General features: G+C 58.6%; 6 protein-coding genes and 7 pseudogenes. 8 read left to right on the top strand and 5 right to left on the bottom strand.

The window, feature by feature from the left end:
* The first annotated feature begins 151 nt into the window (after positions 1-151).
* Together J1C48_RS14180 and J1C48_RS14175 are read left to right on the top strand one after the other, a co-directional pair.
* Entirely contained in the window at positions 152-1312 is a 1161-nt protein-coding gene (locus J1C48_RS14180; protein WP_207258642.1) for a pyridoxal phosphate-dependent aminotransferase, read from the top strand.
* A 157-nt stretch (positions 1313-1469) separates the two neighbouring features.
* A pseudogene (locus J1C48_RS14175) lies at positions 1470-2011 on the top strand (DDE-type integrase/transposase/recombinase); the annotation flags it as partial.
* A gap of 44 nt (positions 2012-2055) precedes the next feature.
* Here J1C48_RS14175 and J1C48_RS14170 read toward each other — a convergent pair.
* The 4 genes and pseudogenes from J1C48_RS14170 to qhpR form a co-directional block, all read right to left on the bottom strand.
* Positions 2056-4020, bottom strand: a complete 1965-nt coding sequence (locus J1C48_RS14170; protein ID WP_207258641.1) for a primary-amine oxidase — start codon at positions 4018-4020, stop codon at positions 2056-2058.
* Between the two features lie 65 nt (positions 4021-4085).
* On the bottom strand, positions 4086-5516 hold the full coding sequence (locus tag J1C48_RS14165; protein ID WP_207258640.1) for an APC family permease: 1431 nt from the start codon (positions 5514-5516) through the stop codon (positions 4086-4088).
* A gap of 173 nt (positions 5517-5689) precedes the next feature.
* Positions 5690-6700, bottom strand: a pseudogene (locus tag J1C48_RS14160) (IS481 family transposase); the annotation flags it as partial.
* 154 nt (positions 6701-6854) lie between these two features.
* On the bottom strand, positions 6855-7892 hold the full coding sequence (gene qhpR, locus J1C48_RS14155; RefSeq protein WP_207258639.1) for an AraC-like transcriptional regulator QhpR: 1038 nt from the start codon (positions 7890-7892) through the stop codon (positions 6855-6857).
* A gap of 276 nt (positions 7893-8168) precedes the next feature.
* Here qhpR and J1C48_RS14150 point away from each other — a divergent pair.
* Positions 8169-8540, top strand: a pseudogene (locus J1C48_RS14150) (transposase); the annotation flags it as partial.
* Positions 8541-8543: 3 nt separating this feature from the next.
* Here J1C48_RS14150 and J1C48_RS14145 read toward each other — a convergent pair.
* Positions 8544-9749 (bottom strand): annotated as a pseudogene (locus J1C48_RS14145) (IS3 family transposase).
* Between the two features lie 529 nt (positions 9750-10278).
* Between J1C48_RS14145 and J1C48_RS14140 the strand changes: the two are divergent.
* The 5 genes and pseudogenes from J1C48_RS14140 to J1C48_RS14120 all read left to right on the top strand — a co-directional run.
* Positions 10279-10866 carry a hypothetical protein gene (locus tag J1C48_RS14140; RefSeq protein WP_207258638.1) on the top strand — a complete coding sequence of 196 codons (588 nt, stop codon included), beginning with the start codon at positions 10279-10281 and terminating at the stop codon, positions 10864-10866.
* Between the two features lie 25 nt (positions 10867-10891).
* On the top strand, positions 10892-11500 hold the full coding sequence (locus J1C48_RS14135; RefSeq protein WP_207258637.1) for an RHS repeat-associated core domain-containing protein: 609 nt from the start codon (positions 10892-10894) through the stop codon (positions 11498-11500).
* 578 nt (positions 11501-12078) lie between these two features.
* Positions 12079-12390, top strand: a pseudogene (locus J1C48_RS19285) (IS630 family transposase); the annotation flags it as partial.
* Positions 12391-12447: 57 nt separating this feature from the next.
* Positions 12448-12765: pseudogene (locus tag J1C48_RS14125) on the top strand (transposase); the annotation flags it as partial.
* Positions 12766-13058: 293 nt separating this feature from the next.
* Positions 13059-13359, top strand: a pseudogene (locus J1C48_RS14120) (transposase); the annotation flags it as partial.

The raw sequence follows: 13359 nt of genomic DNA, 5'->3' as shown, positions 1-13359 counted from the left end.
TCCTTTGCGCTGATCCGCTAGTGAACCGGAACGGCGTCGCGGTTCAAGCGCATGCCATCACTCTTTCGTCAGCGCGACCGATTGTGTGCGCCGCCCGTGCGTCGGATGACACAATCCAATGATTCCGACCTCAACCGCCATGAAAGCCACCATGACCGTTAATCTCGCCTCGCAGCGTTCCGATGTCCTCCCGTTTCGCGCCATGGAGGTTTTGGCCGAGGCAAATACCTTGAAGGCGCGCGGGGCGCCGGTCATCTCGCTTGCCGTCGGTCAGCCCGACGCGCCGACGCCGGCGGCCGCGATCGCGGCGGCGAATGCGCATCTCCAGCGCGGGCGCATCGCCTATACCGACGCGCCGGGCCTGCCGAGCCTACGCGAGCGGATCGCCCGCCATTACGCCGAGGCTTATGGCGTGGCTGTCGATCCGAGCCGCATCCTGATCACAACGGGTTCGTCGGGCGGCTTCAACCTCGCCTTCCTCGCCGCCTTCGATCCCGGCGCGCGGATCGCGCTGGCGTCCCCCGGCTATCCCGCCTATCGCAATGTCTTGCGGGTGCTGGGGCTGGAGCCGGTCGAAATTCCCGTGAGCGCCGACACGAATTACCTCTTGACCGCCGATCATCTGGAAGCGGCGCATCGCGAGCGGCCGATCGACGGCGTTCTGGTGGCGAGCCCCGCCAATCCCACCGGCACGGTGACGCCGCCCGCCGAGCTGAAGCGGCTGATTGAATTTGCCGACGCGCATCACATCCGCTTCATCTCCGATGAGATCTATCACCGGCTCGCTTATTCCGGCGGCGACGCAACGGCGCTCGCCTTTTCCGACCGGCCCGTCATCGTCAATTCCTTCTCGAAATACTATTGCATGACCGGCTGGCGGATCGGCTGGATGGTGCTGCCGACCGACATGGTGCGGGTCACCGAGCGGATCGCCCAGAGCCTCTACATTTCGGCGCCGGAACTTTCGCAAGTCGCGGCTGAGGCAGTGTTCGAGGCAAGCGATGAGCTTGATGCGGTGCGCGCGGGCTATATCCGCAATCGCGATCTCTTGATGCAGGCGCTGCCTGACCTCGGCTTCCGCGACATCGCGCCGATCGACGGCGCCTTTTACGCCTATGCCGGCCTGCCGGACGACGAGACGAGCGCCTCGATTCTCTCCCGCCGGCTGCTTGCCCGCTGCCACGTGGCGATCACCCCCGGCGTCGACTTCGACCTTGCCCGCGGCGAACACTTCATACGGCTCTCTTATGCCTGCAGCCACGCAGCGCTGGCGGAGGCGCTGGAGCGGATGAGGGCGGAGCTGCAAGGGTAGGGGGGAGCGACTGGTTATGCGCCGCGCCAAGGGATGCTGCGAGGGTTTTGATCTGAATCAAAATGGCTGCCGCGCGACATATCAAGGAAGCCTGATCGACCGCTCCAGCGCCGCCCTCTATACCGACAGCCGCGCCCGCCTCACCGACGCCCTCGGCATCCGCGACGGCGCCCAGGTCGTCACGATGCGATCGAACATCCGGTGGTGCTCCGATGGCTTCGAATTTCGCTGCTGGAACGGCCAGATCGTCCGATGCGACTTTCTGATCGACGCCCATGACCGCGAGATCATCGCCTGGAAAGCCGTGGCTGGCTCCGGCATCAGCGGCTCCGACATCCGCGACATGATGCTCGAAGCCATCGAGACGCGCTTCACCGCCTTGCGCGCCCCCGAGCCGATCGAACTCCTGTCGGACAATGGTTCGGCTTATACCGCAAAAAAACCCAGGTCTTCGCCCGCCAACTCGGCCTGAAGTCCTGCTTCACTCCGGTCGCGAGCCCGCAGAGCAACGGCATCAGCGAAGCCTTCGTCAAAACGTTCAAACGCGATTATGTGGAGGTGAACCCCGTACCGGACGCCGTAACGGCTCTGCAAAACATCGCCGGATGGTTCGAGGACTACAACGACAACCATCCTCACTCCGGGCTGAAATGGCGCTCGCCCCGCGAGTTCCGATCAGCCCAAGCCGCAACCGCATGACTGTCCGCTCAAACGGAGGCAAGTCCAATGTCCTCCGATCAGTCTTACCTTCCGGAGGTGTTGGCGCAGCAACTTGCCTTGTTGATATCCGGTGGTAAATCGATCGTCGGATTGCCGTTAAAGAACCCGCTGGGCATTAACTTGAAGCCCGTAACGACGCATGGCTGAACCGGAAAATCCTCGACCCTGACAGGATGGTGCAAGCCAAAGACATACCAGAGCACGACGTCGGCATTCTCAATCGGGCGATCCTGTTTGATATAGTCTGCGATGCCGCCCTGTCCGTCCGAGTGGTTCACGTAGTTGCCGGCCGGGAAGCGCTCCTCTGGGTGGTATGCGGATACCCAAAGATGGTTCTGCACAAAATCTGCGCGCTTTCCCGAGGGGGAGTTGGCGCGCACATAGGGGGTAACGGCATGTGTCGGTTCCAGCTTGTAGCCGACAGGCGTGCCGGTATAGTTCAGTTTTGCCGGATTGATGACTTTCCAGTACCGGTGGGTCTCAGAGTTTGCACGACGCGCCGCCTCGCTTTCGCGTACCAACACCGTTTCTTCTTCGTAGAAGGCGTTGCCGTAGGGATTTTGCGGGCCTTCCTCTTCCGAATAACTGTTGCACTCGACGACACTGTTGAGATCGCCGTCTACCGCCATGTCGAGCCGCGCGCAGAAGATATGCTGGTGAATCTGCCCGACCACACCTGGCAGAACCTCGCGGCCGTATTTACCGGGTTGGCCCGGAATGCAGGCTACGGTGTTGATGATGCCGGTCGCCTTCATTTCGAACTCAATCATGCCGTCGAGGTAGAAATACCAGTAGAGGGCATATTCATAGTTTCCGACCGTGCAGACGCAGGAGACAACCAGTTTTCTGGCCCGCCGCACTTCCGTCCGCTCGGTACGGAAATCCATATGTTTCCAGAGCAGCCCGACATCTTCTTCGTGGATGCAGATGGCTTTCTCGATGGTCATTACCTCGCCGTCTATGGTGTTCATGTGCACGTCGAGATATTCGATGACGCCGAGGCAGTCGCAGCCGAGCTTGAGGGAGTTCGCAAGCTTGCCGATGCCGTATTCGCCGATGTCGAACACGTGCTTGCGATAGTGCCCATTGTCGGGGCTACCGTATGGCACGACCATCTCCACCAGCGACGCGCGGAAGAGGATCGGCCTTCCGTCATACTGGATATCGTGGAAAGTAAGGGATTCGCGCGCGTTGAAGCCGATGACCATGGACCACTTGTCCCAGGTCAGGCGTCGGCCATTGACGGCGAAGTTCACCCCCTCTGGCTGTGTCACGTTGATCGGCTTGAGCGGTGCGTGGGTCGTGTTGACGAGCTGGTGCTCGTAGTTGGACTCCTGCATGGGAATGGGCGTCACGCCGTAATCGTCCACGCGGATGATTTCCTGTGTCTTCAGGTCGAGAACTGCGTTCAGCCCTTCGATCGGATGTGCATAGAAGTTTTCGTTCTCGTAAAGACGCAGCCAGGCGAAAACATGGGCGAGATGGCGTCCTTCCTCTCCCTCGATTCCGAAATTCCCCGCCGACCATGGATCGATGCAGACCATCGACATATCGAAAATGCCACGCTTCTCGCAGGCGGCGATGAACTCGGGATTTGCGCGGACGATTTCTTCGATCGGAATGAACTGTTCAAGCTGGATCATCGGCCGTTTTTCGGGAAACTCCTGTGCCGACAGCACCTCGCCCCGGCCCAAGGAAACGGTCATGCCGGTGACGCCGACAGCCTTTGCGCTGAAGACGTTGACCCTGGCATTGCGGGCTATGACATCGCCGGATTTGAAAGCCCTGACGACAGCCTTTTCCGGCTCCATAAGCTCGATCGTTTCGAAACGGGTGTCGTCGCCGTAGGGGGGATTGACGCGGACGATTTCGACCACTTTACGAATTTCTGCCGGAGTCAGCGGTTGAAGCGGATGGCTGACGATCGGATCGTGGTCAGAAGGGCGTTTTTGTGAAGAGCAGCAATGTTCATGAGCCATATCGGACATGTTCATTCTTTCCGATGTTTTCGTAATAATGGTCGAGTAGAGACTGGTTTCCCCACCCGTTCGTGTCAGCCGAAAGCGCGGCCGAGATTTTCGTAAACGGTGGGACGGGCAGTGCGGAGCCAGTTGGCGAAGACGAAGCCGAGGCCGCCAACCAACACGATCACCAGCGGGAAGGAATCGACGATCAGGGATTCTGAACCGCTGACCAGAGACAGGTTGGCGATCATTAGGGCAAGGCACGAGGCCAGTCCGAGCGCTCCGATAACCGGGGCCACGAGCCTGTGCCAAAGGCTGATGCCCCGGTTGTCACGAGCGAAGAAAACTATCACCGCGAGAGAGACCAGGATTTGGAGAATCAGGATGCCGATGCTTGCAAACGTGCCCATCCACGCGAAAACCACAGCATAGGGATCTTGGCCCGTCAGGGCGAAAATCGCCGTTATCCCGAAGGCGAGAGCCGTCTGGACAATGCCGGCGACATAGGGTGACTGGTGGTCGTCATGGGTACGGGCAAAACCTGCCCAGGCGATGCCTTCCCGTCCAATCGCATAAAAATAACGATTGATTGTATTGTGGAAGGACAGGGCGCAGGCGAACAGGCTTGTCACGAGCAGCACGTTCATCACGAAACCTGCAAAGCCGCCAAGTTTCGATTGCACAGCCGACAGATACATCGTGGCCGTCTGTGTGGCCGCAACTTCGGTGATTTTCGACGGGCCATAATGGAGCGAGATCGTCCAAGTGACGAAGGCGTAGAAGAGCGCGATGATCAGGACCGCAAGATAGGTCGCCTTCGGAATGGTGCGCTTGGGGTCACGGGCCTCCTCGCCAAAGATTGCGGTCGCTTCGAAGCCGATGAAGGACGCGACAACAAAAACTAGGGCAACGCCAAGACCGGGCGTAAATACAGCCTGTGGACCGAACGCGGAAACCGAAATGCCTTCAGGTCCGCCGCCTGTCATGAGGATCGCCAAGCCGAGCAGCATGAGAATGGCGATTTCTGCTACCATGCAGCAGCCCAGTACCTTTCCACTGAACTCTATCTTGCGCATGCCACACAGATAGACTGCGATCGCTAGCAACAGAGAATAAAGTAGCCACGGCACGTCGGGCCCGCCCATTGACTTGACGATGTCGTTCAAGAAGAAGCCGAAGAGACCGTATACGGCGATATCGATCGCGTTGTAGGTGATCAGCGCGATGAAGGCTCCGGCAACTCCGGCAGGGCGGCCAAGCCCGTTGGCGATGTAGGAATAGAACCCACCAGCACCGCTTACGAACCTGTTCATGGCCGTAAATCCGACACTGAAGACAAGATAGAGAAGGCCGACAAGAAGATATGAAGCTGGCACGCCCGGCCCGTTGCCGAACGCGAATGCCGCTGGAGAAGCGCCTACCACCGCGGTCAACGGCGCTGCCGCCGCTACGACGAAAAAAACGATGTGTGAGACACCTATCGCGTCGCGGCGAAGTTTATTGTCAGTCTGCAAATCCATGACGGCTCCCCTTTTTGGTTTGATTTGCATAAACGCGACGGACATCTGGTATCGGGTGAGAAGCAGCCGTCGTTTGAGAGCCGCCACTTCCTGTCGCAGAAGCGCCAAACAGCGAGGTTAAAAAGCGAACAACGTCCCGTATTGACATTTGGCGCCAAATCGTAGGCGTCCTCTTAAGCTTCTTGGCTGACGAATGACATGACGGTTTCGACCGGCCTGCGGCCCATGTTGCGGTAGCCGAGATGCGGGCGTTCGGTGTTGTCGTGGACGAGCCATGCATCGAGATCGGCCTGCAGGGCCTCGACGGTTTCATAGAACGTCTCGCGCATCGTGACGCGGAAGGACTCGTCGAGGATGGTGCCGTTGAAGCGCTCGACGAAGCCGTTGGTCTTCGGGGTGCGGACCCTGGTGCGCCGGTGCTCGATGCCGTTGAGGTCGAGATAGAGCTCGTCGGGATGCTTGTCGGTGCCGCAGAATTCTCGGCCGTTGTCGGTGAGGACGGCGCCGACCGGCAGGTCGAGATGGCGATAGAAGGGCAGCACCTCGTTGTGGAGCACGGCGACGGCCGCCTCGGGCTGCTTGGAGACGTGCAGAAAGCCGAAGGCATAGGAGCCGTAGGTGTCGACGACGGCATGCAGATAGACCTTGCCGATGCCCTTGAGATTGCCGACGAAGACGGTGTCGGCCGACAGGAGTCCGCCGGGCGCCGAACTCTCGACATGGCGCTCGCGGAAGCAGGGGGTCAGCTTCTAGATGAACGCCGCCTGCTCGGGCGTGATCGCGATCTCTCTGTCCGCATTGGCCTTTTCCAGCGCCAGCCAGCGGTCGGTGCGCGTGCCGAGAGCGGCGGCATTCAGGATCTTCTGAATGGTGATGGCCGAGACGGCGATCCCTTCCAGGCGCAACAGCGCCTCGAGCCGGTTGCAGCCATAGGCCGGATGCTCGAGCGCCAAGGCCCGGATCCGCTCCACCGTCGCCGGCGGGGTCGTCTGCGGATGGCTCTTGTGGATCGGCGGCAGGTCTTTCAGGCCCTCGAAGCCCTGTGTCTGAAAGCGCCGCTTCCATTCGTGGAAGCTGGTGCGGTCGAGGCCGCGCTGCCGGCACGCCTCGGCAACGTTGCCCAGCTCCTTGGCCAGATCCAAGACACTCAGCCGATGATACGCGACCTTCGTCGCCGCATCACGCGGCCCCGCAGACTTGCGTGATTATGACTGTTCCATGGGGCGATCCTCCTTCCCAAGAATAGCATGGAAAGAAGCTTAAGAGGACAGACCATCTCAGTCTGCGTGGATGAAGATCCAGTTGCAGGTCACCATATGTCGCGATGCCACTTGTTAATCATTGAGGTGGTATTGAGTGAACGGCTCCAAATACCGCACGATAGGCGGCAGGCGACATTCCAACCTGGTGCCGGAACCCGCGCGAGAATGCGCTAGTTTCACTATAACCCAGACTGTAAGCTATTCCTGTGACGGAAAGCCTGGTTCCCGCGAGCATGCACTTGGCGATCTGGCAGCGGACCTTGTTGCGGATGTCGAGATAATTTATGCCCTGCTCTTCAAGCTTGCGTTGAAAGGTACGCAGGCTCATTCCAAAATCGCTTGCCGCGCACTCGATGTCGACTGCTACAGAGCGAGCCAGGCAAGCCGTTATCCATGCTTCCAGTCCCGCAATCAAATCGAGGCGTGCCTGATTGCCCCGCATCATGTCGCCTAGCGACTGTTCGATCCGAGCATGTTGAAAACTGTCCGAGTGAGGAATGGGTTCATTCAAGTAGCTTGCAGGGAAACTGATGGCGTTCTCACGCTGCCGGAAGCGGATTGGGCAGGAGAAATGGACCCTGTAGGTATCGAGATCCTCGTCGGGAGAATGCTCAAAATCGACATGACAGCATTGCCAATCCCGCCTCAATAATTTGCGGATCATCGAATATTCCAACGCCAGCGTGAATATGGCGTCTTGTGTTCGAAAGCGAACCGTTGTGTCGCCTATGGAATAGGCGAGCCGCGCCGTACCATTGCTTATTGAAAGAGCACTTCTTGTCCTGCTTTGCAGGCAAGGAAAATATCGTGTGAATTTTTCAAGCGCATCTCCAAAATTGTTTGATGACATAAATAATGTGGCAATTGGACCTAGCTCTTCTACCGGAAATCCTCTGCCGAGTTCCAGTCCGAATGTTGTTTTATCTTGCTCGGCAGCGGCAACTTCCAGAATTGTGGTGAACGTTGCAAGCGGGACGACGCGGTTGTCCCCTCGCAGTTGGCTGGATTGCAGGCCAACTCGGGCCATTACGGACGTAGGATTGGCTCCGCGCCTTGCAATGGTAGCGAGCAGCGCTTGTGTGGGGCCCGAGGCAATCGTGCTTACTATCTGCATGGGATTTGCCTTGCCATAGATTGACGCCGATCAATTCAAAGGGATCAAGCAAAAAACATGCCGGGTGTCGGTGTGCCGTACGAGATCGTGTCCCCATGTGTGTGTAGCAGGCGCTTGTCCATCGCGTTCTCCGGCTTGCCTGGTCGGGTGGAGCGCACCCCGTTTTGACCGGAAAGGCGGCATAGCCGATAAGGCATAGGCATCCGCCTATGAGTACGAAGGACTGTCAGGAATTCCGTGTGTGTGCGGGCATAATGGGACCGAAGGAGATCACCCATGGCCCGCCGCAAGGAACCCAGCATCCCAGACGCATTGCTCGACCAGCTTTTGTCGGGCGCCGATCCGAAGACCGCCTTTGATCCGGGCGGTTTGCTTGACGGCCTGAAGAAGGCTTTGGCCGAACGGGCGCTGAACGCCGAGATGGATCATCATCTTTCCGGCGAGAATGGCGCCGCAAACGGCCGCAACGGCTACGGCAAGAAGACGGTGACGACGGACAGCGGCAAGTTCGAGCTGTCCGTTCCCCGGGATCGACAATCGAGCTTCGACCCACAGCTCATTGCCAAGTACCAGCGCCGCTTTCCGGGCTTTGATGAGAAAGTCATCTCGATGTACGCTCGGGGATGGACTTGCCTCCGTTTGAGCGGACAGTCATGCCGTTGCGGCTTGGGCTGATCGGAACTCGCGGGGCGAGCGCCATTTCAGCCCGGAGTGAGGATGGTTGTCGTTGTAGTCCTCGAACCATCCGGCGATGTTTTGCAGAGCCGTTACGGCGTCCGGTACGGGGTTCACCTCCACATAATCGCGTTTGAACGTTTTGACGAAGGCTTCGCTGATGCCGTTGCTCTGCGGGCTCGCGACCGGAGTGAAGCAGGACTTCAGGCCGAGTTGGCGGGCGAAGACCTGGGTTTTTTGCGGTATAAGCCGAACCATTGTCCGACAGGAGTTCGATCGGCTCGGGGGCGCGCAAGGCGGTGAAGCGCGTCTCGACGGCTTTGAGCATCACGTCGCGGATGTCGGAGCCGCTGATGCCGGAGCCAGCCACGGCTTTCCAGGCGATGATCTCGCGGTCATGGGCGTCGATCAGAAAGGCGCATCGGACGATCTGGCCGTTCCAGCAGCGAAATTCGAAGCCATCGGAGCACCACCGGATGTTCGATCGCATCGTGACGACCTTGCCATCATGAGCGCGGACGGGCCGATCGCAGCCGGAGCGCGCCAGAAGCAAGCCGTTGCGTTTCATGATCCGAAAGACCCGTTTGTGATTGCACGGCGGCTCGTCACGCTTTCGCAAGAGCCGGTTCAAGAGTGCGGTGATGCGCCGGTAGCCGTATGTGGGGCGCTCTTCGACAAGCGTCCGGATCAACGGCAGGACCGCCGCGTCGCCAGCCTTTGAATAGGCGCGACGCGGCTTTGCGGCCTCGCTCCGGCGCCGGGACAGATTGGAGCGGGAAACGCCGATCGTCTTGGCGACCGCCGTCATCGCGAACCGTCCTTCGGCCGCGACAAGGGCGGCCAGGTCGGTTTTTTTGGGCGCGCCTTTGCCAGCGCGTCCTTCAGGATCTCGTTTTCGAGCGTCTTGCGGCCGAGCAGGCGTTCCAGCTCGCGGATGCGCTCTTCCATCTGCCGGACGGTCCGGTCGCTCGTCACCGCGTCGTCGCCACTCACCGCGACCGCTCCCCCCTCCAGCATCAGACGGCGCCAACGATACAGAAGATTGGGAGCCACGCCATGACGGCGAGCGATGACCGAAACGGTCTCGCGCCCGTCCAGGATCTCCTCGACGATGCGCAGCTTCTCGCTCGCAGACCAGCGTCGCCGACGGCCGCCACCGGTGATGATTTCGAAGTCAGACATGAGCACGTGCTCAGGGATATCCCCAAGCCTCCAGGGCTATGCCGACTGTCCGATCGAAAGGGGGTCCTGTTCAATGAGCCAAGAACGCCGGTAAAGCACCGCTTGCAAAAGCCAGATCGGCGTCGACGCCAACGACCTCGGCCAAAATCGACCCGAATTCGAGATTCAACCGAAAATCAGTGAGTTTCCGGGGGTGTCCCACTTCATGGGGCCGTTGTTGGTCCCGATGGCGGAGAAGCCGCAGCATGGGAAGGACTTGCCGCAAGTCGACTGGGGAAATCCCGCCAATCCGCCAGTAGGAGCAGATGGTAAACAGTGGGAATGGCAGGGCCCAGATGAGCCAGGCGGTGAAAAAGGGGGCTACCGAAATCCATCGAATCCCGAACAGAGCGTGCACCCCGATTTAAACCATGGTCCACCAGCCGGGCCGCACTATGATTTTACAGATAGAGGCCGAGACCCAGGTGACAAAAGATGGCAGTTCTGGGAAGACGGTCGGGTCGAGCCGAAGCGATAACGGAGCCATGATATGGAAATCAACCTACGCGATATCTCGGCTGAATCTGGAATCAAGTATACGATCGATAAAATTGGTTACATTCGCGCGGACATCGATAATTTGCCAAGCTTTCTACGCAGAGGACGATTTCAGGTCATCGCCCCGAAGGGTTTAAGCGAGGAGAGACTGCATTCTTTTTCACAGGGTGGGGTCACTCCGCCAGGGCAAATAATCGAGCTTGATAAAGGTTACATGCGACCTGTCGTAACTTTATTCCGCGAATTAGCAGATTTCATTAAAAGTAATCATGAAAACATGAAATTATATTCTTACGATTTTATGTATGATGAAGAAGATAAGGATTGTTTTGATTGGAGTTACATTATAATTAATGGAAATATATTTTTCTTTAATGAGACAAAATTCATGGATATTGATACTGTCGCAGATTTTATCGATGGAACTGGCTATCCTCAGTGTTTTCTGATGTTTTGTACGGGTGACGATGGAGAAAAATGTTACAGTGAAATTCAAGATATTATCTATTCATCAAAATTTATCATAACTGGAATTTACGACGGTGAAAGTTATATGATTTGGTCGCGGGGCGCATCATGACGATGACGCGCCGCTGTGACATTCCATGCCAGGGTGCGCCGTCGAGGACCATGACGACATGGACGTCGTCTGGCGGGCGAAGTACCGCCCCTTTGGCGGCCTCATCTCCGTCGCGGGGCCTGCCTCTCTCGATGCCCGCTTTCCCGGCCAGTGGTTCCAGCTCGAAAGCGGCCTGTCTTACAATTGGCATCGTTATTACGACGCCACCCTCGGTCGCTACACCCAGCCCGACCCCCTCGGATGGATCGCCGGACCAAGCCTCTATGCATATGCGGACGGCAATCCGGTCGGCGCTTATGATCCTTCAGGGCTCCAGGAGTTCTTTCTATTTGCAAGGCCATGGTGGTACTTCGATTGGCTCCGGACGCCTCCGCCTCCGCCTGGTCAGCCTAAACCGCCTGGCTGGACTCCTGACTGGACGTGGCGCTATCCAGAGGGAACAAGCAAGCAGAACCCTCGCTGGTTCGATCCACAGCATGGCGAATGGCGGTTTCATCCACAGGATAAGTGGCATCCGGAGCCACACTGGGACTACAATCCATGGAACGATTGGAATTCTCCGTGGAAGAATCGGCCTCTTTCTCCGTCGCCACTTTCTCCGCCCTGCTTAGGCGTAGGGAACCAAGAAGCCTAGCAGACGTAAGAGGGTGCCAAATGGACGTAGAATACCTATCAGATGGCTCAATAGATTGCCCTTTGATCAGAATGTTCGGCATATTGCCTGGGGAATTTTCTGTCCTCCATCTGGCTGCGGCACGCTTGAGCCAAGGTGAGTCAAGCCGTCAGGATGTTCGTTCATTAGAGGGGGTCAACCTCCTGAACTTCGATCATCTGACAATGATTGCAACCGAGAAGCCAACAGGAGTACGGACGTCCGCGGCGCGTGGCTTTGATTGGCTCAATTCGCGCCATCAGTGGAAACTTGTAGCCGGTCTCCTAGAGCCATTCACCGAACCACTGGCGAAGGATCGGCATCAGTGGCTATGCGGTAGGGAGGCCCTTCCGCAGCTTGCCGCGAGCAAAATTTCCATCGTTGTTTCGACATCGCCCAGCGGAATGTGGTAGCCGCTGCATAGTTGTCGGGTAGTTTGCAGCGCAATATCCCGCAGCCGACTCGCTAGATCGGGATGAATTTGGTCTGAATCGGAAGGGGATTCCATCGGCGGCGCCCATCTGATTCAACATGCTGGCTGGGATCGGAGGCCAGGATGGATGCGTCGACCTTATTCGATGGACCTGCGTGAGCGGGTGGTAGCGGGGGTGCTCGAGGGCGGTCTGTCGCGCCATCAGGCGGCGGAGCGCTTCGGGGGTGCGGTGAGCACGGCGGTCAAATGGCTGCAGCGTCATCGTGAGACCGGCAGCGTGGAGCGCGGCCAGATGGGCGGGCACAAGCCGAAGAAGATCGCCGGCGCGCATGCCGAGTGGCTGCGCCGGCGCTGCACAAAAGCGCCCTTCACGCTGCGCGTCCTGGTCAGGGAATTCGCCGAGGAGCGCGGCCTGACGGTCGACTACCGCTCGGTATGGGGACTGTCAGGAATTCCGTGTGTGGGCGGGGCATAATGGGACCGAAGGAGATCACCCATGGCCCGCCGCAGGGAACCCAGCATCCCAGACGCATTGCTCGACCAGCTTTTGTCGGGCGCCGATCCGAAGACCGCCTTTGATCCGGGCGGTTTGCTTGACGGCCTGAAGAAGGCTTTGGCCGAACGGGCGCTGAACGCCGAGATGGATCATCATCTTGCCGGCGAGAACGGTGCTGGCAACGGCCGCAACGGCTACGGCAAGAAGACCGTCACGACCGACAGCGGCAAGTTCGAGCTTTCTGTTCCACGGGACCGGCAGTCGAGCTTCGATCCGCAGCTTATCGCCAAATATCAGCGCCGCTTCCCGGGCTTTGACAGGCCATGGCCTGACAATGTTCAAACGCCCGCACACACACACACAGAATTCCTGATAGTCCCCTTGGCGTCGGCGAAGGCAAAAAAGCGTTGCGCGCCATTGCGGAGCGCTTTGGCTATGAGCACCCTCAGGCCAGTCTCGCCGAGCGTCGTGCCGTTCTCGAAACCACGGCGCAGGACTATATCGGTCCCTCAAAGCGCAGATCGCCGCGCTGGCCGAAACGGACGCTCGTTGGCCTTCTGCCGGTTTCGTGGACACCGAGATAATGTGTTTAACGGAACTTGAGAGTTGGAATGCAGAGAAGGAAGTTCAGCCGCGAGTTCAAGCTTGAGGCTGTGAGACTGGTGAAGGATCGGGGCGTTGCGGTGGCGCAGGCGGCCCGTGACTTGGATCTCCACGAGAACATGCTGCGCAAATGGGTGCGTGAACTATCTAGCGATCCACAGCATGCCTTTCCCGGCCATGGGCAGATGAAGCCGGAGCAGCAGGAGATTGACCGGCTGCGCAAGGAAGTGGCCAAGCTGAAGGCGGAGCGCGACATCCTAAAAAAGGCCGCAGCCTTCTTCGCGAGGGAAGCGATATGAGGTTCGCTTT

The sequence above is a fragment of the Jiella flava genome (assembly GCF_017349315.1).
Lineage (GTDB): Bacteria > Pseudomonadota > Alphaproteobacteria > Rhizobiales > Rhizobiaceae > Jiella > Jiella flava.
This window is presented reverse-complemented; position numbering and strand designations above follow the sequence as displayed.

Coding starts and splice junctions, on each gene's coding strand:
- J1C48_RS14180 (WP_207258642.1), top strand. CDS start 152: ATGACCGTTAATCTCGCCTCGCAGCGTTCCGATGTCCTCCCGTTTCGC.
- J1C48_RS14170 (WP_207258641.1), bottom strand. CDS start 4,020: ATGTCCGATATGGCTCATGAACATTGCTGCTCTTCACAAAAACGCCCT.
- J1C48_RS14165 (WP_207258640.1), bottom strand. CDS start 5,516: ATGGATTTGCAGACTGACAATAAACTTCGCCGCGACGCGATAGGTGTC.
- qhpR (WP_207258639.1), bottom strand. CDS start 7,892: ATGCAGATAGTAAGCACGATTGCCTCGGGCCCCACACAAGCGCTGCTC.
- J1C48_RS14140 (WP_207258638.1), top strand. CDS start 10,279: ATGGAAATCAACCTACGCGATATCTCGGCTGAATCTGGAATCAAGTAT.
- J1C48_RS14135 (WP_207258637.1), top strand. CDS start 10,892: ATGCCAGGGTGCGCCGTCGAGGACCATGACGACATGGACGTCGTCTGG.